General features: G+C 38.8%; 22 protein-coding genes. 3 read left to right on the forward strand and 19 right to left on the reverse strand.

Features of this window, described 5'->3' with window-relative positions; all coding sequences use genetic code 11:
- Positions 1 to 425: 425 nt before the first annotated feature.
- From DZB84_RS15735 to DZB84_RS15800, 14 genes are all read right to left on the reverse strand, one after another.
- Positions 426 to 1121, reverse strand: a complete 696-nt coding sequence (locus DZB84_RS15735) for a DUF1361 domain-containing protein (RefSeq protein ID WP_116353220.1) — start codon at positions 1119 to 1121, stop codon at positions 426 to 428.
- Between the two features lie 238 nt (positions 1122 to 1359).
- On the reverse strand, positions 1360 to 3231 hold the full coding sequence (locus DZB84_RS15740) for an ABC transporter permease (RefSeq protein ID WP_116353221.1): 1872 nt from the start codon (positions 3229 to 3231) through the stop codon (positions 1360 to 1362).
- Positions 3206 to 3970: an ABC transporter ATP-binding protein gene (locus tag DZB84_RS15745; RefSeq protein ID WP_116353222.1), complete on the reverse strand. Its 765-nt coding sequence runs from the start codon at positions 3968 to 3970 to the stop codon at positions 3206 to 3208. Before DZB84_RS15745 ends, DZB84_RS15740 begins: the two co-directional genes overlap by 26 nt.
- Before the next feature lie 97 nt (positions 3971 to 4067).
- Complete coding sequence (locus tag DZB84_RS15750) at positions 4068 to 5069, reverse strand: sensor histidine kinase (RefSeq protein ID WP_116353223.1); 1002 nt, start codon at positions 5067 to 5069, stop codon at positions 4068 to 4070.
- The gene (locus DZB84_RS15755) at positions 5066 to 5773 is read right to left on the reverse strand and encodes a response regulator transcription factor (RefSeq protein WP_116353224.1); all 708 of its coding nucleotides are present in this window, start codon (positions 5771 to 5773) and stop codon (positions 5066 to 5068) included. Before DZB84_RS15755 ends, DZB84_RS15750 begins: the two co-directional genes overlap by 4 nt.
- Positions 5774 to 6312: 539 nt before the next feature.
- Positions 6313 to 6849, reverse strand: coding sequence for an NADPH-dependent FMN reductase (locus DZB84_RS15760; RefSeq protein WP_116353225.1), 537 nt, complete (start codon positions 6847 to 6849; stop codon positions 6313 to 6315).
- A 141-nt stretch (positions 6850 to 6990) separates the two neighbouring features.
- On the reverse strand, positions 6991 to 7221 hold the full coding sequence (locus DZB84_RS15765; RefSeq protein WP_116353226.1) for a hypothetical protein: 231 nt from the start codon (positions 7219 to 7221) through the stop codon (positions 6991 to 6993).
- Positions 7218 to 7745 (reverse strand): RNA polymerase sigma factor, encoded by a 528-nt coding sequence (locus tag DZB84_RS15770; protein WP_116353227.1) that lies wholly within the window; start codon positions 7743 to 7745, stop codon positions 7218 to 7220. Before DZB84_RS15770 ends, DZB84_RS15765 begins: the two co-directional genes overlap by 4 nt.
- Positions 7732 to 8109 (reverse strand): hypothetical protein, encoded by a 378-nt coding sequence (locus DZB84_RS15775; protein ID WP_116353228.1) that lies wholly within the window; start codon positions 8107 to 8109, stop codon positions 7732 to 7734. Before DZB84_RS15775 ends, DZB84_RS15770 begins: the two co-directional genes overlap by 14 nt.
- A 197-nt stretch (positions 8110 to 8306) precedes the next feature.
- A complete protein-coding gene (locus DZB84_RS15780; RefSeq protein WP_116353229.1) occupies positions 8307 to 8531 on the reverse strand; it encodes a hypothetical protein in 225 nt (74 codons plus the stop codon).
- 144 nt (positions 8532 to 8675) lie between these two features.
- Positions 8676 to 10133, reverse strand: coding sequence for a hypothetical protein (locus DZB84_RS15785; protein WP_116353230.1), 1458 nt, complete (start codon positions 10131 to 10133; stop codon positions 8676 to 8678).
- Positions 10102 to 10650 (reverse strand): RNA polymerase sigma factor, encoded by a 549-nt coding sequence (locus tag DZB84_RS15790; protein WP_116353231.1) that lies wholly within the window; start codon positions 10648 to 10650, stop codon positions 10102 to 10104. The genes DZB84_RS15785 and DZB84_RS15790 overlap by 32 nt, the downstream gene beginning before the upstream one ends.
- 205 nt (positions 10651 to 10855) lie before the next feature.
- The gene (locus DZB84_RS15795) at positions 10856 to 12049 is read right to left on the reverse strand and encodes a PDZ domain-containing protein (protein WP_116353232.1); all 1194 of its coding nucleotides are present in this window, start codon (positions 12047 to 12049) and stop codon (positions 10856 to 10858) included.
- Between the two features lie 428 nt (positions 12050 to 12477).
- Positions 12478 to 13923 carry a S41 family peptidase gene (locus DZB84_RS15800; protein WP_116353233.1) on the reverse strand — a complete coding sequence of 482 codons (1446 nt, stop codon included), beginning with the start codon at positions 13921 to 13923 and terminating at the stop codon, positions 12478 to 12480.
- Between the two features lie 430 nt (positions 13924 to 14353).
- Here DZB84_RS15800 and DZB84_RS15805 point away from each other — a divergent pair, with 430 nt between their 5' ends.
- Positions 14354 to 14728 carry a GNAT family N-acetyltransferase gene (locus tag DZB84_RS15805; protein WP_116353286.1) on the forward strand — a complete coding sequence of 125 codons (375 nt, stop codon included), beginning with the start codon at positions 14354 to 14356 and terminating at the stop codon, positions 14726 to 14728.
- A 218-nt stretch (positions 14729 to 14946) separates the two neighbouring features.
- On the opposite strand, the gene DZB84_RS15810 is transcribed toward DZB84_RS15805, so the two are convergent.
- Positions 14947 to 16569, reverse strand: coding sequence for a catalase (locus tag DZB84_RS15810; RefSeq protein ID WP_116353234.1), 1623 nt, complete (start codon positions 16567 to 16569; stop codon positions 14947 to 14949).
- Between the two features lie 350 nt (positions 16570 to 16919).
- Here DZB84_RS15810 and katA point away from each other — a divergent pair, with 350 nt between their 5' ends.
- On the forward strand, positions 16920 to 18380 hold the full coding sequence (gene katA, locus DZB84_RS15815; protein ID WP_116353235.1) for a catalase KatA: 1461 nt from the start codon (positions 16920 to 16922) through the stop codon (positions 18378 to 18380).
- 215 nt (positions 18381 to 18595) lie between these two features.
- Positions 18596 to 19012 carry a Fur family transcriptional regulator gene (locus tag DZB84_RS15820; protein WP_116353236.1) on the forward strand — a complete coding sequence of 139 codons (417 nt, stop codon included), beginning with the start codon at positions 18596 to 18598 and terminating at the stop codon, positions 19010 to 19012.
- A 161-nt stretch (positions 19013 to 19173) separates the two neighbouring features.
- Here the strand turns inward: DZB84_RS15820 and ftsX are convergent, their stop codons facing one another.
- The 4 genes from ftsX to DZB84_RS15840 form a co-directional block, all read right to left on the reverse strand.
- On the reverse strand, positions 19174 to 20067 hold the full coding sequence (gene ftsX / locus DZB84_RS15825; protein WP_116353237.1) for a permease-like cell division protein FtsX: 894 nt from the start codon (positions 20065 to 20067) through the stop codon (positions 19174 to 19176).
- Positions 20057 to 20743 (reverse strand): cell division ATP-binding protein FtsE, encoded by a 687-nt coding sequence (ftsE, locus tag DZB84_RS15830; protein ID WP_116353238.1) that lies wholly within the window; start codon positions 20741 to 20743, stop codon positions 20057 to 20059. Before ftsE ends, ftsX begins: the two co-directional genes overlap by 11 nt.
- A 401-nt stretch (positions 20744 to 21144) precedes the next feature.
- Positions 21145 to 21489, reverse strand: a complete 345-nt coding sequence (gene cccB, locus DZB84_RS15835; RefSeq protein WP_116353239.1) for a cytochrome c551 — start codon at positions 21487 to 21489, stop codon at positions 21145 to 21147.
- A gap of 55 nt (positions 21490 to 21544) precedes the next feature.
- Complete coding sequence (locus DZB84_RS15840; RefSeq protein WP_116353240.1) at positions 21545 to 22411, reverse strand: YitT family protein; 867 nt, start codon at positions 22409 to 22411, stop codon at positions 21545 to 21547.
- Positions 22412 to 22421: the final 10 nt, after the last annotated feature.

Here is a 22421-nt window from a genome sequence, read left to right on the forward strand (position 1 = left end):
ACTATTGGGGTGCTTTACTTTACAGGAGTAAAGCCTTTTTCTTATTCAAGTAATAGGAAAGGATTGTGGAAGAAGGAGGAAATTTTATAAAAATATCGGGTAGCTTATCCTCGTGCTAATTCACTTACTATCATTTTCATAGACTCCATTAAATCAACAAAATAGAAGAGTGAATTACTAACGGGTTCCGTTGTCTTTCGCAAAACCAGAAAATACAATTGAAAATGTAGCCCAATTTGTACTGCCTTTGTCTCTGTTTTTGTAAATAGAAAATAAACCGACTCAGTTCACTTACTGAGACGGTTTTTAATATCCATATTTGGTAGCTTGTTGAAGTATCGCTACCTTACCTTATAGTTTAAGCATATATTCACAATTCTTTGCTTAATGTGTCATTACTTTTTGAATAGATCTTGGTTTTATGTCTAAATTCTAAGCACAGATTGTTTTTTAAAGGTTCTATAAAGTGTATAACTGCCTATAACATAGATAGTAAAAGTAATAATGAACTGAACAGCAAATCCATCTATTCCAGCTACTTGTTTTAGCAATTGCATTGGGCTGAAAAGTATATCCCAACTATTGAATCGTAAGAATCTTCCAATATAAACACCTAATCCTGTTAACAAAGCTACTACTAAAATTGCTAAATAACAAATAATCATTGAATATTTCTCTCTTATGTTCTGTTCAAAAATATAGAAGGACTCTAGACCAACTAATATGGCAAAAAAGAAACCAATTCCAATAACTAACAACTTTACCCAAACCATAATTTCATTACTGTATACAACACCTGTATCTGCAGAGTACATTTCAACCTCTATTAACCACATGAATTTATCGTTTGATATATGAATGAAATCAGTTACCATATAAACTGAATTTGGAAAGAACAATAACCAAAGAATCACCCAAAAAATAGACCACCCAATCTTCCTCTGCTCCAGAGTCATTTCTGCTTTTTCAACAAAAAATAATGGTAATACAGCTAACAAAACATTCCACGATAGCATTACATACAGGAAACTAGCTTCCTTAAAAAGCATTACAAAACAGATACACCAATACACAAACATGAACAATAATATTCCTTTATATTTCTCGAAAAATTTCCCCATTGTACCTCCAACTAATCTGAATTCTCTTAACTGAACATTATACTACGAATGTGATCTAACTAATGAAAATTCTTGTTGAATTAACCTGCCCCATTACTTGAATAAGAAAGAAGCATTAACGTTCTTTCGGTAATCCAATCCCGTTAACTTAAGTATTGATTCTAATTCTTTGCTATCAAAAAATGAGCGCGTTTCCCATAGAATTTTGATCCTATGAAACCTACGCGCTCAGTAAATCTTATAAAGCAGTTTTTATCTGCTTCGTATAGAAAAGGCGGACGATGAAAAAGTAGATAATCTGAATAATTGAGAAAACGCCTAGCACCATTACTGATTCCTTAAATAGATTAAAGGCAAATAGATTTGATAACGCCGTTAACGCAACTGCTCCATGGATAAGTGCCACGATGATTGGCGCAAAGAAGAGAACGGCTGTTTGTCTGGCTAATACCTTATTCAATTCCTTTGCTGTTAGTCCCATTTTCGCAATCGATGAGAATTTTTGCTTATCTTCATCTAAATCCATATATAATCGGAAGTAAAGGAAACTTCCGGCTGAGACAAAAAAGACAATGCCAATAAATAATCCAACAAATAAAATCGGTCCGTAAAATTTCATAATATTATAGATTTCGTAATCGACAGACGTGATTTTATAACGTTCGATATTATCATATAGCTTTTCCGATGCAGTCATCACTGCAGCCTCACCATCTTTCACTTGCCAAGCATAATAGCTCTGAACTTCGACTGGCTTAGGAAGCTGTTCGTAATCATGATCTGACACGATATAATATGAACCTGTTGCAGGTAACGCTTTTGAGGAGATAACTCCATTTTTATTTGGCTTTAAGCTAGCGCCTGACTCCAATTTTATCGATTTATCTAAAAGCTGACCCGGCTCACCAAAATTCGTTCCTTCAAACTCTACAACTATTACTTGGCCATCCCTCACCTCTACTAGCACTTCATCAATTAAAGAGGCAAAACGATTAAAATCAGATTTATTAGTTATTAATATCCTGTCTCCAGCGATTTCAAAGTAGCTCATGACCATTTGCTCAGAGTCTGCCTCAATCTTTTCTTCCTTTAATGTTTTGTTAATAAACTCAACATCTTGCTTTTCTGTTTCCTGCTCATTGGTTTTATATGAAAGCGTGGTGGCATTCACATTTTTTATGCTTGATGTAAGTACTGATTGAAATCCAAATAAAGAACCAATTGCACAAAATGCTACTGTAGAAACCATAGCGACCATAAAAAATGTGCGAGCATTATCCTTCATTCGAAATGCCAAATCGGAAAAAAGAAGCATATTTGTTTTAAACCAAAAAATAGATTCGTTCTTTTTTAATTTTCGAATGATGTAAACACTTAATTGGGTAAATAATAAATAGGTTCCGATAGTGACCACGATAATTACAGGAAGCATAACAGCAACAACCATCACTCCCTTTACAAGTAATGCCGTTGCATAGCCAGTTCCAAGTAACAAAACTGCTAATAAGGTTAAAAATAGGTTAGCTTTTGGTTCGCCCTTGGCAATTTTATTTCCTTTAATGAGCACAATGAGCTTTTTACTGCGTAGAACATATGTAACAAATAAAGAGATACAGAAAAATAAGACAATAAATGAAACTAAGGTCGTAAAAATTGCCCGTGTTGGGAAGTAGAATGGTAATGCACTTTCAATAATTAACACGTTCTCCGCAAGAAGCAGGATTCCTTTAGCAAACACAATACCAAGTAATATCCCTCCAACTGTCGCAAAGAACCCTATTAACATATTTTCTAAAAAAACCATCAGCCGGATTTGCTTCATCGACATCCCTTGGATCATCAACACTCCAAACTCTCTTTTACGAGATTGCAAAAACGAACTCATTGAATAAAGAATGAAGAAAAAGGAGAAGACGTAAATGATTCCGGCAGATATGTTCATCCCTTGTGCCACACTTGAATTCATATCATCCCCGCTTAAAGCAGGATGATTAGCAAAAATAGAGAATGTAAAGAACACCATCACAGTAAATAAACTGCTTAGAAAGTATGCAACATATAACCGTTTATTACGTATCACATTATTAAACGCGAATTGACGAAAGGTCATGAGCATCCCCTCCCAATAAAGAAAGTGTATCGATAATCTTTTGGAAAAAGGCTTGGCGGTTATCACCACGATTGATTTCGGAATAGAACCTTCCATCGCGAATAAATACGACCCTATTACAATAGCTCGCAGCCTGTGCGTCATGAGTAACAAGCATCATCGTCGTTCGTTCTCTATTATTAATTGCTTCAAGCAATTCCATCACATCTTTTGAAGACTTTGAATCAAGATTTCCCGTCGGTTCATCTGCTAATAATAGCTTCGGCCCATGAATCATTGCTCTTGCAACCGCAGCTCGCTGTGCTTGTCCTCCCGATATTTCGTAGGTGCGTTTTTTCATAATGGAGCTAATTCCTAGCTTTTCAGCAATTTCATTTGCTTTCTGTTTCATTTCCTTCACTTTTTTCCCATCTAGTGTTAACGGTAGGACGATATTTTCTTCAACAGTTAATGTATGAAGTAAGTTAAAGTCTTGAAAAACAAAACCTAGCTCACGACGTCTAAATTTGGCTAACTTTTCTTTTTTTAATTTATGAGGATTATTCCCATTAATGAGGATTTCTCCTGTTGTCGGCTCATCAATCGTGGCAATCATATTTAACAATGTTGTTTTTCCACTTCCAGACGGCCCCATAATGCCTACAAATTCACCCTCATCTATTGTTAAATCGATATCCGTTAAAGCACGATAAGCAATATTACCTTCGTAAATTTTACTTACTTGTCTTACATTCAGCATCACAAGTTCTCCTTTCGATTCCTATCAATTTTTATTAACTTGTGATTATTATATCCTCTGGTTATCTTTCAAAAAATCGATTTTTCTTTCACTTTCCTTACACGGTTGTAAGGTTTTGGGTCACACTAAAAATGATTCTAAATGTTGAGCCTTCTCCAGCCTTTGAATCGAACTCAATGCGGTGTCCTAGCTGCTCAGCGGCCTCCCTCGTTAAATACAGTCCCATTCCTGTAGATTCCCTAAATTTCCGACCATTTTCTCCAGTATAAAACGGTTCAAACACACGACGCTTGTCCGTCTCAGGGATCCCGACGCCATAGTCCTTTACCTCTAATACCGCTTCTCCATCCCTATTATAAATCGATATAGCGATTTTCTTACTTTTTCCTATTGAATATTTAACTGCATTATTAATAAGCTGGGAAAACATGAAGAACAACCATTTTTCATCTGTTTCGACCGTAATTCCGTCTTTTTCCTGGGTGAAATTTGGATATACCTCATTTCTTATATAGAAACGCCTATTTTCTTGATTCACTTCACTTACAAGCTTCGCAAGTTCTACAGGTTTTATATGAAAATCTTGTTCTATAGTCCGTAATCTCGCCATATAAAGAATTGTATTTAACCCCGTTTTCATCCGGTCTGTTTCCTCACGGATATTTGAGGAATCTGGCTCATCTAGGTTTTGAGCAACTAACTCAATCACTGATAACGGCGTTTTCATTTGATGAACCCATTGATCCATAAACTTCAAATGCTGTTCTTGCCTCGACTCTAAACTTTTTATTTGCTCCTGATAATGCTTATATTGATTCTTTAATAATCGGTCAAGTGCTTCGGAAATAGGCGTTTGTTCTGTTTTTTGCAAAGAATGATCCAAATTCTCCAGCTCGCTGCTAAGCCGTTTGTAAAAGAGTCGACGACTATAATAATGATAGATTAAATATCCCCCAAGAAAAAAAAGCCCTAAAAAAACCGCATAAAGTGCGGGCAATAAATGATGATAGCCATCTAAAAAATAAATTGCCGTTATTATAAAAAATTGAATGATTTGTACAACAATTAGTAGAGCATGCTCTTTTAAAAATAGCTTCATAGATTCTCAGCCTTTAACCTAAAAATATTTAATCGATACCCTGCCCCTCTAACTGTTTCGACTGCTCCTTTAAGACCAACACCCTCGAATTTTTTACGGACTCGTGTAATGTTTACATTCAATGTATTTTCATCTACATACATTTGGTCATCCCATAATTTTTCAAGTAAATCCTCGCGTCCAGCTACACGAGGATATCGCTCTATTAAGCTTTCTATAAGATCAGCTTCTTTTCTTGAAAGGGAAACTGTTTCATTTTTATAAGTTAACTCTAGCCTCTCGGGAAAAAGCTTTAATCCTTCTATTTCCAACACACGCTCCTCGGCCTGATTCGCATATTCTCCATAAGCTCGGCGAAGCTGACTGCGAATTTTAGCAATGACAATTTCCGGATGAAACGGTTTTGTAATAAAATCGTCGCCTCCATTTTCTAATGCCATTACCTGGTCCATTTCACCAACCCGTGCAGAAATGAAAATAACAGGACAAATTGAATGCTTCCGTATTTGGCGACACCAAAAATAGCCATCATAGCTTGGTAAATTAATATCTAATAAAACAAGATCCGGTTTATGCTTCTGAAAGTCATCCATCACGTTATCGAAATCAGCCACGATGAACGATTCATACCCGTATTTATTTATGTAAAATTGCAGATACTCAGCAATTTTAGGGTCATCCTCAATAATCAAAATCTTTTGCATGAAGCTACTCCTTTCCTTGTGAATGATTCCAAATTATTCATCCTTAACAAGGCAAATAAAACCTTACATGAACGTAAGATAACTGTAAATCTATTCAATATCTACTTTTATATACAACATCAGTATAATCTATGAAAAAAAGGAGTTCAAAAAATTACCCCCTTTTTCAAGAAACCTGCTTCGTAAGCGTAAGTACATCTTTTCACAAACTTTATTTCATCTTCACATATATACAATTATAACTTCCATTTTGAACATTATTTGTAAGACAATTTGTATATTAAATCGAGGGTGAAATTTGGGGTGCATTTTCCATACAAATTTTCATATACTTTCCGCACAATTGGCTTTATACCAATAAAAAATGAGTGTCAATTTCATATGCAAATCGGCACCCATTTTAAATTACTTTTTTAATGTTTGCGATAAAAAACGGAACCCGTTAGTGAATGACTCAACTATTTTAGATGTTTTTATAGCAAAAGTGAATGCTTGTTTGGGTTCTTGGGGATGAGTTCCTCGTCTTTTTTGTGTAGGACTTAATCTTTCATACTTTTTTGCAAAGAGAGCATTTCTTCTGCCAGTTTGTTTATCCGTTTTAGTAGTCCTTTATTCGAAATTTCGTTGTCGTCATCGAAAGAGTCATTGTGAATAAAAACTTGATGAACAGGTACCGTCCCTTTTAAATACGAAAGGATGGGCTTTAGATGGTATTCTGAAACAAGGAAATGTTTTTCTGTTCCACCAGTTGTAATGATGCCGGTCACTTTGTTTTTGAAGGAATCGACCGGAAAAAAGTCTAAGAGATTTTTTAAGACACCTGAAATGGATGCCTGATATATCGGTGATCCGAAGACAAGCATGTCCGCTTCTAACATTTTATTGACCACTTTAATGGTATCGTCATTGTAAAAGCTTAGTGGGCTTCCATTTACGAATTCCATTTCGAAATCCTTTAGGTCAAGTAATTCTATTTGAACGGAGAAGTCTTGTGATTTAATTGCCGCTAATACTTCATAGACAGCTTTGGATGTTTTGGCACCAATTAGTGAACCCGATATTCCAACAACTTTCATTACGCTAACCTCCTAAGATACGTTATCCAAATATAGCGTTTGCTCCTATTTGTTTATTTATGTGAGATTTGGTTCGCTCCGAAACATTTCGATTTAGAATACGAAAAAAAAACGAGGGAAAAGAAACCCCTCGTTACTTTTTTACAATAGGAATAGCACAAATGTTAAAGGTAAAATCAGTACAGGCAACCATGAAATCGACAGAAATGCGTTCTTTTTATATCCGACTTCTGGGAACGGAATCGAAACCGGATTAAAAAACCAGTTCGCTATACGGTTAAGTCGTGATTTTTTCATCGGGAAGTCAGGTACTTCAACAGTGAATTGATCGAGCTTTTCTTTTAATTCTTTTTCAAATTGGTCGTGATTCAATCCTCATTCACCTCTAATTCTTCTTTTAGTTTTTTCAACGCACGATGCAGCTTGGATTTTACCGTTCCGACTGGTATGTGTAGAATCATGGAGATTTCTTTTTGTGTAAGATCATGGTAGTAGGTCAGCAACACAATCGCCCGTAAATCTTCAGGAAGTGAGTGAATGGCAGATTGCACGGATATTTTTTCGTCGGGGTTTTCATGATGTGGATGTCGGTCCGCTAGAATCGGTAATAAAGTACGAAATAAGTTTTGTCGCCTCAGCCTCGTCATCATCGTATTATAAGCAATCTGATAGAGATAAGTTTTAAATTTTCCTTTTTCCTGATCAAATTGATGAAAGTTGCGTTGTAGTTTTTCAAATGTGTCTTGAACAAGGTCAATGCTGAGCTGCTCGTTGTTCGTATACCGAAAAATAAACTGATACAAAGGGGCTTTATAGACATTGTAAATAACCTCGAGTGCTTCCTTATCCCCTTTTTGAAATTTCAGGATTGCTTCCTCCGCCCTACTGTAACTCATCAGACCACCGCTCTTTTATTCCTTTATATACATAAGCAAGCTTCGTAATAAACCATAAAAATGTAATCAAGCTAAAAACAAAAGTTTGATGAATGAAAAACTGGATGATTGGACTGTTGATGTTGTCCCCCCGTAAAAGGAAAACCAAAAGCCCCGTGATACATAAAAAGGTATACACAGCCGCTATTGTAATAATCGTATCCCATCTTGACCAATAAAAATAGATGTTTGATTTCGTAAAGTCAATTTTCCCGTTATGATCACGGACAACCTTCTTATTCATTGAACCAATCACCATCGCAAAAATCGTTCCAAGAATTGCAACAACAATAGAACTCACAACCATCCCCGTGATTGTCGTCATCTTTAACACTCCCTCATTTTTGTTCTTACTTCTTATACTAATGAGGGGAGGGAAAGGTTCATTTTTTATTTTGAATTTTGGACTCCTAAATTGTGTACAACTTATAGAGATTATTTTATATGTACGTTGTGCTCTAATACCAGAAAAAAGAGTGCTACTCATTGGAAAGTAGCACTCTCAATACTAGACGTTATTAATTATCTGCCAAACCCTGGATAGAATCCGCCGTGGCCGTGGTGATAGCCATGTCCTGGATAGTATCCTCCGTGACCATGGTGGTAACCATAGCCTGGATAGAATCCGCCATGACCATGGTGAAAGCCATAGCCTGGGTAAAATCCGCCATGACCATAGCCATAACCTGGGTAAAAACCACCTTGACCATAGCCATAACCTGGCATTCCAAACATTTGTCTGTCCATATGATCTCTCCTCCTCAAATAGGCTGCACCATAGTGTATGTGTCCCTATTCAAGGTGGTGCCAATCCAAATGGTTTCCAATAAGTTGAGAAGTGGAATCACTGTCCCACTAAAAACAGTTCATTTTATCTTTCCCGCAATTTGTTTATTGTGGGTCTTGTCTTTTCCAAGGTTCTTCAATGCTTTCTAACCAATGAACCCACGCGCTAAAGCTACCATCAAATTGAAAATAGATTTGTTGTATTTCTGGGAATTTCTCAAAAGTTGCTGCATTCAGTGCGCTAAAAAAGGCTTGCGCTTCAGCACTTGCCGGACTACCCGCCAAGAAATCCTTAAAATCGATCACAACAGTCCCATGTTCATCGATCGCTACTCCATTCAATGATTCTTCATTCCCGTATTGGATATCGCCACTTTTTAATAGCCTGTTCATTTCCTCTTCTAGTTCCGGAAAAGGCTTTCCAAATGTTCGATAATCAAAGCCAATATTGACTTTTTCTACCTGCTCCTCGATAAAGCTCTCATACCTTTTTCCCAAGGTTAATTCATATAAAACTACATGCTCGTTTTCAGGAATAAGAAGGTAGATTTTATTTCGATCTGTTTTAATATAATTCTCCATTCGTTGAGGTTTATTGATAAAGGTTTCCTCTGGAATACGTACACCTCCGAGCGTAGCACCCTGCTTATCAAGCCCAAATACATGTGTCTCTGAAGTAGGAGTATTTACAGATGGAGTAACGGTCTGCATGTAAATAATTTGTTCATCCGTCACCTCTTGTAAAGCCACATTGCCAAGCCCTAAATCTGAGAACAACGAAAGCTCAGTTTGCTTTCCATCATCATTGAGTACTAATTTACGTTCCTTACGATTCACTACCTTAAAATGAAAAGGCATATTCTCTTCTTCTATGAAACTCATTGCTTTTAAGCTCGCAAATTTCTCTTGATTTTGACTGACCACAATTTCATTATTTTTAAATTCATATAAGGAGTCTGGGAAAAATAAGTCAAGTTGTGTTAAATCATAAATATGTGTTAGTTCGCCGTTCACTTTGTATTGATACACAAGCTCTTCTCCCGAGTTTAAAATGTAAATATCTCCATCTTTCGTGACCAATATATCTTCAAGAACACCGACCATATTTTGCTTTTTTTGGATAGGAAATGATGTTGTTTTTCCATCTCGATCTCTAATCACTACTTGATACTTCGCTTCATCTAAAAGATATAGGGTTCCATTCTCCATATCAAAACTACTAACCGGGTTCATACCTTGAGCAATATCAGACCCGATTTCTCCATCTCCATTTCCATATTCGATCGTATCCACCAATTGAATGTGGGAGGTTTCCTCAATCTCAAATGCTTTGGTTTTTTCTTTTTCAAACAGTGTAGATAAAATGAGTAATGGCAGAATCAGAATGACAGCTGTAGCTGCGAACAAGGGAAATACCCGGACTCTTGGGTTTTTCTTTGTTTCTTCCACCATGATTCGATCATGTAATTCCTTCACAAAATCTTGACTTGGTACTAGGTCTGGCCTATCTTTAATTGGATGAAGTAGCTGTTTAGCCTCTTGAGTTAGATTTTCGTTTTTCATCTTCATTCACTCCTTCCAATACCTGTAGTTCCTTTTTCAAAATCTTCACCGCACGAAAAAAATCAACCCGGACCTTTAATTCGGTACACTCCAATACTTCAGCTGTCTCCTTGATTGTCATTTCCTGAATTCCCCTTAAAATGAGTAAACTTCGATAATGAGGCTTTATTCGAAGTAGGGCACTTTGAATTTCCTGCCATAGCTCTTTGATCAGAAGATGGTCATCCAATGTATCCTTTTTGTCTTGGTGTGTCATTTTTTCTAGTAAGTCGGGTAATGCTGACTTCAGCTTCTTTTTTCGCAAATGATCGATTGCCGTGTGCCGAGCGATTGCTAGCAACCAATACTTGGCACGAGCATGATCCCTCAGCATGTGACGATTTCGTATTGCTTTTATAAACGTTTCCTGTGTAATGTCTTCTGCATCCTGTTTGTTACTGGAAAAATACAACGAAAAACGATAAATATCTAAATGAAATTCTCTATATAAGCTTTCTATATCTAACCCGCTACTCATTTACATCCCCCTTTCACTAACAAGTCGGGTATCAATGCAATTTGTTTCAAATCCATGTAGTGTAATTCTTCATTTTTTTATGATAATCCTTCTTAACCATTTGGACAGGGGGTTGATTCGTTTATTGTTTATATAAATAACAAAAGAGAAACAGCATATGCCGTTTCTCTTAATAGTCATTTTTGTAAATTATGAAAAAATGCGGCTACACCGCATTATGCTTCCATCTTTTGCCTTCGTTCACAAAAAGGATGCCGAGTTCGTGGTGTTCTCCTTCGTATAGGGCGCGTTGCACGTAACGGACCTCACCGTTGATGTCGAGTACATCAAGTTTACATAAGGCACGATTTTTTTGGAGTGCCGAGTAAAACTCTTGAACGGTTTTTACATGTATGCCATTGACTTTTGAAATCGTCTCACCGATTTTGATTTGCATTTTTTCAGCTGGTGATTGTGGAATAATCCCGAGAACGAGCAGACCTTGGTTTCGTTGTGAAAAAATCGATGGTTTCGATTCGTCCATAAAATAATGCTTCAGGTAGATGAGTTCACGTCCGGCTAATGCAAAACATGCCGCGATGATTGCTGCAACTGGAAGCCAGATACTCGCAACCGCTAAACCAGTAACGAAGATGCTTAATAGGATGACGCGTTTTCCAACGACCGGAATACTTTGGGTTGGAAGCATGCTTTTTACCTTATGATAAAAACCAATTCCGAAGGGTATTAAAATCAATGAGTACGCTTGTCCGGACACGGTGAATACCGGCCACCATTCATAATGTGTGGTGAGAGCTTCCCCTGGCATCAATAAAAATACTGGTGCGAGCCATAGCCTTTGTGAAATGTGCGCGCCGACTGGAAGCCCTCGTTTGCTTTTTAAAAGGTCTGGTGACGTACCGATATGACCTTTTTTCAGAATCAGTATTCCCTCTGCTAGTAAAAGGGAACCTAGTAAAATTGCAATCGATGCGAGGCTTGTGTTGCCCATGTCGTCTAACAATCTCGTAATAAATTTATTTTCGACTGAAAGATTTGAAAGCAAAATAATTCCGAAAAACGATACTCCTAAAATATATGCTGGAGAAAGTAAACGTGTTTTGATCGGCAAACTTAGTAATAATGTGACGATTGCGATTAACACGATACTACCGAATGGAATCACAACCCCAGCAGCGATGGTTAGGACCGAAATGAGCAGTCCCGCAAGCCAGCCACCTGGAAGGAGTGATCTTAGGTCGTAGAATCCGTCTTCTACTCTTATATGAAATGCGCGGCGCTCACGTTTAACGCGGAAATAGCCTAGGAGCACGCAATATCCTGCTAAATAGTAAAACAATGGGTGCAGAAAGAATCGTCCAATTCCTTTTGCAAATTCAAGTAACCATGCCTCAATCAATCTTTTCACCACCTATGGATTTGACTTTATATGTAAAAATTTTCGTTCGATATACTAACTTTTATTGTACCAAATACTTGACGTAAAGCATACGTCGATTTTATGGAAAAAGGAAGTTGGGGATTTAGGTTTGTCCTATATATCAATTTTTCACCGATATCCTAGTTTAGCGCAAATGTTCGAGCAATGATGCATATATGTGGGTTTTGCGCATTTCTGCGGGTTCAGACTAATATTCGTGAATTCAGACGCATATCTCCGTGTTCTAAACGCATTTTCGCGAGTTAACCCAGATCCCCATAAGTTAGTCGACCTTCCGGGTCAACCAGATGGCCGACGATGTTAACGGGACCACAAGAACCGTCCCTGTGGTTCCACCTGTGGTTCAAAAAAACACCTCTCCGGTCTGGGAGAGGTGCGCTTTGGTTTTATTTAAATAGGACTTCCATTGCTTTTTTGAGTTGTTGGTCGTTCTTTTGGTCACGGATGGATTCGATGACTTTCGCTTCGATGGCACCGGCAGTTTTTTCATCGATAGTGCCTGTTGCTGGTATATCATGTGCTTGTTGGAAGGCTTTTACTGCAATGACGGTTTCTCCACTGAAGTAGCCGTCTTCACGACCTGGGTCGAATCCTAATCCACTCAGCATGATTTGAGCATTCTTGATTTTTTCGTTGTTCATGTTTTGTGTAAGCTCTTTTTCAAATTGGATTGGGTTCGCATAGAAGTATTCTGGTTGCTTCACTTCTACGGTTGGTTCGATCCCTTTTTGATGAATCCAGTTTCCATCTGGTGTTAACCATTTGAACATCGTTAATTTAAGGTTACTTCCGTCACCCATGTCACGAGCCTGTTGAACAGTTCCTTTACCAAATGTTTTTTCTCCAACTAGATCATAGCCACCTGCTTCTTTTAACGCACCTGCTAAAATCTCAGACGCCGAAGCACTACCTCCATTAGTTAATACGACGATTGGGTAGTCCTTTGGTTTTTCAAGAGTCGAGAAGAAGCGCTGCTTTTCGCCGTTTCTATTTTCAATTTGAACATATGGCTTTTCTTTTGTAACAAACTGTTTTAAGATTTCCTCCACACTTTCAAGGAGTCCACCTGGATTTCCACGAACGTCGATGATCAGACCTTCAATGCCTTTGTCTTCTAGTTCATTTAGTCCCACAACAAAATCCTCTGCAGTGTCTTGTGCGAATGATGTGATTTCAATATAGCCAAGTTTTTTATTGTTGTATTCTTTTAAGTCTGTGTACACCGTCTCAATCGGAATGGTGTCACGGGTTACTTTGACGTCCATTAAATCTGTTACACCCGGTCTCATGACTTGTAGGGTAACAACCGTTCCTTTTTCACCTCGGATTTTTAAAACAGCCTCGTATAGATCAAGGCCCTCAATGCTTTCACCGTCAATCTTGATTATTTGGTCATTTGGCTTTAGCCCTGCTTTTTCAGCCGGAGAATCCTTGAATGGAGCGACAATTGTGACCTTGCCTTCCATCATGCTTACCTCTGCGCCAATTCCTTCAAACGATGATTCAAGTGATTCATTGAACTGGGCAGCAGTTTCTTCATCCATATATGCAGAATACGGGTCATTCAGCGTACTAACCATCCCCTGAATAGCGCCCTCAATTAATTTTTTTTCGTCAACCTTTTCAACATAGCTTGATAAAATCATGTTGTATGCTTGACCGATTTTAGATAAATTTTCTGTGTCTTCTTTAGTAGTGCCTTCTTTGTTTTGGTTTGGCTGTTGAACAAGTGGTTGTTCGTTTTGGTCGAGCAACTGAACCACTAAAAACGTAGCACTCGCCCCTAATAGTAAGGATAGTACCATATATAATGCGACAACTTTACGACTCACCTGTGTTCCTCCTCATCTCTAAATACAAATGCATACCGTTAATTTTTGTAGCTTTTATGTTCTTATTCATGCCTTCTCTCATGTATGATAGTCGAAAAGTCATGATTGTGCCGTAAGCATGGACTTTTTGACTATCTGGTTAGAGTTGCAGGAAAAGGCACCACACATGCGTTAGTGCGATGCCTTTGTATAAAAATATGTAATGCTTGTACACTTTATGACAAAAATGAGGCAACGCCTCGATGTGCATTGGTAAAATTTTCGTTCCTTTTTTATTATAAAAGTTTTTTAAGAGTGAAGTAAAGAAAAATGTAGTAACCGTTGGATTTCCGCAGTATGATAGAGGAAATATTTTGGAGGAGTGATTGAGTTGGAGCATGACATTCGTGAATTAAAAACGGTTGATGAGTGGAAGATAGCATATCCGGTTATGAAGCAATTACGAACACATTTGGAGCTCGAGGAATTTGTGGACTTAGTGACAGAGATGCAGCCTCATGGTTATCGGATATTTGCATTAATGGATAAGGGAAAGGTTGCTGCGGTTACTGGCGTCGCACAGCAACTCAATCTTTATTATGGCAATCATATGTATGTGTATGATTTGGTTACAGATGAAGCTGGGCGTTCGAAAGGTTATGGTGAAGCACTTCTTTCTTATATTCATGATCTTGCTCGGGAATTAGGCTGTGGGAAGGTGGCATTGACATCTGGTCTGCAGCGTGTAGATGCACACCGTTTTTATGAAGAAAAAATGGGGTATGAGCGGAAAAGTTATGCGTTTGTGAGGGAGTTGTTGGGTTGAAACGGGGATTTTGTCCTCGTTTTTTGCTAAAAACAGCAATTCTGAATTAACGAAAGTAAATAACGAATCGTCAATGGTCGTTAGCCCACCCTCTATGGCTATTATTTTATTTTTATGGGCGTTAGCATGCCCCTTATGGTCATTAGTGAGATTTCTATGGCTTTTAGCAAATTTCATACCTAAGAAAGCATCGGTCTGGAGTGACCGATGCTTTTATTTTAATAAGGATCAGATTTCTGTCCCATGTTTTTCGATTTTTCGACTGCCTCATTTGCTGCAGCAGAGCTTGTATTGGTGGTGTCTACAGCGTTGGCTATTCCCTCCCTTACACGTCTGCCGTAATCCTCGTCGGCCTGTGTGAAGTACTTAATCATCTTGTTTTGGATATCTGGGTGGCAAACTTTTAGGTTGTCCACTAGATTACGGATGAGCTCCTCCCTCTCTGCATCCGAAAAGGCGCGATAGGTCTCACCTGCTTGTCCAAAATCATTTGGACGGTCGATTTTTTCACGAACTAGCTTATCATTATAATGAGGTTCATGAACCTTGCCCTCTTGCGTCGCTTCCTTCAATCCACCAAGCATGGACGGTTCATAATTAATATGTGGATTACCGCTTGGGGGTACATCCACATGATAAGACATTTGGCCACCACGTTGATTTGTCGCAACACGTTTTTTCGGCGCATTAATCGGCAACTGTAAATAGTTCGAACCGACACGATAACGTTGCGTATCTGAATAGGAGAAAGTTCTTCCCTGAAGCATTTTATCATCCGAAAAATCGAGTCCATCAACGAGTACTCCTGTTCCAAATGCCGCTTGCTCGACTTCATTAAAATAATTCTCAGGGTTCTTATTTAATACCATTTTACCAACCTTTAAAAATGGAAATTTATCAGTTGGCCATAGCTTTGTATCATCGAGTGGATCGAAATCAAGTTCAGGATGATATTCGTCAGTCATGATTTGTACACAAAGCTCCCACTCGGGATAATCACCACGTTTAATTGCTTCATATAAATCCTGGGTTGCATGGCTAACATTTGTCGCTTGAATTTCATTGGCTTCCTTTTGCGTTAAGTTTTTAATTCCTTGTTTTAGCGGCTCCCAGTGGTATTTTACCAATACCGCCTCACCATCTTTATTCACCCATTTATATGTATTAACACCAGATCCCTGCATTTGTCGGTAGTTTGCCGGAATTCCCCATGGCGAAAACAAGAAGGTTACCATATGTGTGGCTTCTGGGGTTCCAGCTAAAAAGTCAAACATTCTTTCAGGGTTTGATAGATTGGAGACCGGGTCTGGCTTAAACGCATGAATCATGTCTGGAAATTTCATCGCATCACGGATGAAAAAGATTTTTAAATTATTGCCGACTAAATCCCAGTTCCCATCCTCTGTATAAAATTTGACTGCAAACCCACGTGGATCTCGTGCTGTTTCAGGAGATTCCATTGCACCTGCAACTGTTGAAAAACGCACAAAAACCGGAGTCTTTTTACCCGCTTCTTGAAAGAGCTTGGCTCTAGTGTACTTAGAAACCGGCTCGTCGCCAACCTTGCCGTACGCTTCAAAATACCCGTGAGCTCCTGCCCCTCTTGCATGAACCACCCGTTCTGGTACGCGTTCACGGTCAAAATGGGAGATTTTTTCAATAAAATCGTAATTCTCTAATGTAGAAGGTCCACGATTCCCAACGGTTCGGATATTTTGATTATCCGTAACCGGATGTCCCTGCCTATTTGTTAACGAATCAGCAGATTCCCCAGTACCTAAGCGGTCATCATGTGGTCCTCCCACTCCTTCCACGCTTCCATGATGCTTTTTATCCTTCATGTTTCATTGCCTCCTAAATTCAAAAGTCAACGTAATTATTTCCAATTGTTCCTTTTTCTATGTAATTAGTGAAAGACCGTAACTTTTGATACTCTCAACATTCTCAAATAAAGCTTAAAATCAGTTACAATTGAAAATTAATAGATTCCGCTAATTAAAATCCCATTTGTAAAAAAGCGTAATTCTCGAGCTAACTATCGTTATCAGACGCATAATTAACGTTAACTTAGGTAGTAAAATGAAAAATCCATTTCACCTAGATTATAATGATTATAAAAAAGTATTGATTTTTAATTTATACATGTTATTATAATATACATATTCAAAAATACTACCAAGAGGTGATCTAGTTGACTACTACTAAACTAACGACAAGTTGGGGAGCTCCGGTTGGAGATAACCAAAACTCAATCACAGCTGGTTCAAGAGGACCGGTACTAATCCAAGACGTACACCTTCTAGAAAAATTAGCGCATTTTAATAGAGAACGTGTACCTGAACGTGTTGTTCACGCGAAAGGCAGTGGAGCACACGGTTATTTTGAAGTAACGAATGATGTATCAACATATACAAAAGCAAAACTATTTAACGGAGTTGGCAAGCGGACTCCTCTATTCATCCGTTTCTCAACAGTTGCTGGGGAAAATGGCTCTGCTGATACAGCGCGTGACCCACGTGGTTTTGCGGTAAAATTCTATACAGAAGAAGGAAACTATGACATCGTTGGAAACAACACACCGATTTTCTTTATCCGTGATGCGATTAAGTTCCCTGATTTTATCCATACACAAAAGCGTCATCCCCAAACACACCTAAAGAATCCAACAGCAGTATGGGATTTCTGGTCTCATTCTCCAGAATCTTTACACCAAGTGACTTGGTTAATGGGTGATCGTGGAATTCCTGCAACATGGCGTCATATGCATGGATACGGAAGCCATACATTTAAGTGGACAAATGCGGAGGGTGAAGGCGTTTGGATTAAGTACCACTTCCGTACAGAACAAGGTGTGAAGTGCCTAACAAATGAAGTTGCAACAAAACTTGCTGGAGAAAATCCTGACTATCATACAGAGGATTTGTTCAATGCGATCGAAAAAGGGGACTTCCCTGCTTGGAAGCTTTACGTGCAAATCATGCCATTGGAGGATGCGAATACCTACCGCTTCGATCCATTCGATGTCACGAAAGTTTGGTCTCAAAAAGACTATCCGCTAATCGAAGTGGGCCGCATGGTATTAAACCGCAACCCTGAAAACTATTTTGCAGAGGTTGAGCAAGCGACATTCTCTCCTGGAACTTTAGTACCTGGTGTCGATGTATCACCTGACAAAATGCTTCAAGGTCGTCTCTTTGCATACCATGATGCACATCGTTACCGCGTTGGCGCGAACCATCAATCCTTACCAATCAACCGTGCAAGAGTGGACGTGAACAACTATCAACGCGACGGTCAAATGCGCTTTGATAACAACGGTGGTAACTCAGTATATTACGAGCCTAATAGTTTTAGCGGTCCAAAAGAAGCGCCAGAAGCGAAGCAGCACGCTTTCCCTGTTGAAGGCATTGCGGATAGTGTAGCTTACGATCAAGACGATCACTACACACAAGCTGGTGACCTTTACCGCCTAATGAGTGAGGAAGAGCGCACCCGTCTAGTTGACACAATAGTGGCATCAATGAAGCCAGTGGAGTTAGAGGAAATCAAACTTCGTCAGATCAGTCATTTCTACAAGGCTGACCCTGAATACGGAACTCGTATTGCAGAAGGTCTTGGACTAGCAGTACCTGGAGAAGTTGTAGCAAAGTAAAAAGAAATGCTGAAGCGCCTCGATCAGCCCCGACAAGCACAAGAAAAGCTGGCTAGAAGGTTGTTATTTGACCTTCTGGACAGATTGGCTTGTGACCTCGAGGGGCTAGGCGCTGAAGCTAGACATAGTTTCGTTTCATTTTATTCTCACATAGTATAGGTATCCGCTTCTCGGATACCTATTCTTTTAAAAATCAATAAAAGAGGTTGTTACTCATGCAAGAACTTGTACCCTTTTTAAAAGAACGCGGATTACGCATTACACCTCAACGAACATTAATCTTACAAACTATCCTTTCTTTAAAAGGCCATCCAACTGTGGAAGACATTCATTGTCAAATACCACATATTAGCCTTGCCACCATTTACAACAATGTCAAACTGTTTGTTTCACTACGGATTTTAAAAGAACTGCCATATGGCAATGGATTGAGCAAATATGAGCTTGCCAATCAACCAAATCACTACCATATTTTATGCGAAGCATGTGGGGACATTATTGATTTTAATTACCCGACTCTTACTCAAATCGAGGATGTTGTGAACAAGTTAACCAAGTTTAAAATAAACTCACATCAAATGGAAGTGTACGGACTTTGTCAATTGTGTCAGAGAAAAGAAGGTGATTTTTAAATGCCAAAACAAATCTGTCCAGTATGTAAAACTGAAATCAAAATCCTCAAACATAGCACAAGTTGCAAATGTGGGATGAAACTAAAGAAAACAAAAACCATTCTTGCGGGATAGAATGGGGTCAAAGCGCAAAAAAGCACACCTTATAGGTGTGCTTTTGCTTATACTTTTAAGAACTTTCGAACGGACATTAAGCTTCCCCATACTCCGATAAATGCACCAATTAGAAGCAGCAGCCCCGTTACTTGGAATGCAAATGGATTAAATGGCAGTAGCTCTAGGAATGTTCCACTTAATTGTGGTTGAATCAAATCATATAAGAAATTATAGAATCCGAGAATGATCCCAATTGGGATAATGGAACCCAGAATTCCAAGGAACAAGCCCTCTAGGAAAAATGGCCAGCGAATAAATGAATTTGTTGCCCCAACTAGCTTCATAATCTCAATTTCTCTTTGTCTTGCAAAAATCGTAATTTTAATTGTATTTGAAATTAAGAACATGGCGGTGAAAAGGAGACCGATGATTAGACCGATACCAATGTTGCGTGAAATACCAACGCTACTAAAAATCTTTTCAACTTTTCCTTTACCATAATTTACACTATAAACGTATTCCATTTTCTCAACCTGATCGGCAACCTTCATAATATCTTGTGGTTTCTTTGTTCTGACAACGAACACATCACGAAGTGGGTTACTTTGCTCGTATAATGCAAAAACTTTTCCATCTTCACCAAAGCTTTCAATCATTTCTTCAAGTTCTTGTTCTTTAGATGAAAATGTAACTTCTGAAACTTCTGGTATTTTTTGAATTTCTGCTTTTAAGGCATCCTGTTGTTCCTTAGTTGACGTTAAGTCCGTGAGTACACTGATACGGACGTCTTTTTCAAGTGAAGTCGCCATGCTGTTTAAGTTCATCATGATGACTAAAAATACACCTACAAGGAGTAGTGTGACGGTCACGGCGCTGACAGATGCGAATGTCATCCAGCCATTACGCCCGAGGTTTTTTGAACTTTCTCTAAAGTGACGGCGGAGTGTGTTAAGCTTCATAGCCGTAATCACCCCTTACTTCATCGCGCGCAATTTTTCCACTTTCAATTGCAATTACACGCTTTTTAACGGTATTTACAATTTCACGGTTGTGCGTTGCCATAATGATGGTCGTCCCGCGGAAATTAATTTCTTCAAAAATATTCATGATTTCCCATGATGTTTCTGGGTCAAGGTTACCCGTAGGCTCGTCCGCAATGAGCGCACCTGGAGAGTTTACAATGGATCGTGCAATAGACACACGTTGCTGTTCCCCACCGGATAATTCATCTGGTAAAAATCGTGCCTTATGCTTAAGACGAACAAGGTCAAGCACATCCATCACACGCTTCTTGATATTCTTCGGGTTTTCTTCAATTACTTCAAGTGCGAATGCTACGTTTTCGTATACAGTCAATCGTGGTAAAAGTTTGAAATCCTGGAACACAACCCCAATATTTCTCCGTAAAAGCGGAACCCTTTTTTCTTTTAATTTTGAAAGGTCAATTCCATTTATAATGATTGATCCTTTTGTCGGCTTCTCTTCGCGGTACATCATCTTAATAAACGTCGACTTCCCCGCTCCACTCGGGCCAACGACATACACGAACTCACCTTGTTCGATTTTTACATTTATACCATTAACGGCCATGACGCCGTTCGGATACTTTTTATAGACGTCCTTCATTTCTATCATACGAATCACCTATCATCGTTTTTTTATCACTCTTATTTGGGTATTAAGACCCGCCACCTATTATGTGGGCTAGTTAGTAATCTATCAAATGAAAATAGAAGCGCTCATGTCTCTTTGAACATACTTGCGCCCCTTTTAATCTATGCAACTTGAAATTATAAGACAAAATGAACTAGATTTCATTACATTTTTCATTATAACATCATTTTTCGTCAAAAAACGACCTAAAATTATTACATTTTCGTTTCATGGCAGTTAATGTTGTGCTGGGGATAGGGTTCAGGTGGTGGTGTGTAAATTTTGGTATTGGGGGAGGCGGTAGGGTAGTGCCTGACGTTATGCCTATTCTAACCAAATTAAAAGCCTTCCGGTTTACCCGGAAGGCCTACATACTAATTAAATTATTTTTTCTCAGCTAACCATGCAGCAACTGCGTCTTTTTCGTCACCTTTGATGATCCCTTTTGGCATTGCGCCACGGCCATTTTCAATGATGTCCGCAATTTCGTCTTGAGAGTATTTACCTCCGACTTGTTGTAGACTTGGGAAGCTTCCAGCACCTGCTAGATCTTTACCATGGCATGAAGCACAGTTTCCTTGGTAGATTTCCTCTGCATTTACAGCAGTAGCTCCGCCATTATCGCCTGCTGGCTCGTTGGCTGCATTGTCGTCGTCCCCACCACCACATGCTGCTAGAGCGAATACAAGCGCAGTTCCTAAAAGAAATCCAAATAGCTTACGTTTCACAGAATTTACCCCCTGTAATAAATTTTTCCATTATACAATCCTTATTATACCCCTTTTACGCCCTTTTAAAACCCTCTCCTAATACCTCTGCAGCGTCCATAACGACGACAAATGCAGATGTATCAATGCTTTGAACCACTTGTTTCAATTTTGTGAACTCTTTCTGGTCAACCACGCACATGAGCATTGGACGCTCATCGTCGGTGTAGCCCCCGTATCCAGAGAGCTTGGTTACACCTCGGTCCAATTTGTCAAAAATCTCCTGTCGCACTTCATCCTGATGGTTCGTAATAATGAGAGCCATTTTTGAATTACCTAGACCAACCTGTACCAAATCAATCGTTTTACTTGTGACAAAAAGTCCAATCAGTGCATAAAGTCCACTCTCAATATCGAATACAATTGCAGCTGTTACGACAATCAGACCATCAATAAAAGCGACGCATTTTCCAAGAGATATTCCTGTATACTTATGAACAATTTGAGCGGCAAGGTCTGTCCCACCTGTCGACGCATTGCCCCGGAATGTGATGCCAAGTCCCAAACCTATTCCGATCCCGCCAAATAACGCACCGAGCAATGGGTCAAGTGTTGCGGGTTCCAGATTTCTCGAAAGGTAAACAACAAATGGTAGAAAAAGAGTGCCGATTAATGTACGAGCACCATATACCTTTCCAAGAAAAATGACACCTGCAATGAATAATGGAATATTAAAAGCCCATTGAACATAGGCGGCTTCCCAACCAAAGAGGGAGTTCAAGATCGTACTAATCCCACTTACACCGCCAGAGGCTACCTTGTTCGGTAACAAAAACAGATTGAAAGCTAGAGCCACCGTGGCTGAACCGAGTAGTATGTATATGTATTCCTTTACCTTTTGAAGTGTTGGATGTACTTCGTGCTGACGTTTTCTTCTATTCATGAAAATACCT

Source organism: Bacillus sp. HNG (assembly GCF_003400205.1).
In the GTDB taxonomy this organism is placed as follows: domain Bacteria; phylum Bacillota; class Bacilli; order Bacillales; family Bacillaceae_L; genus Ferdinandcohnia.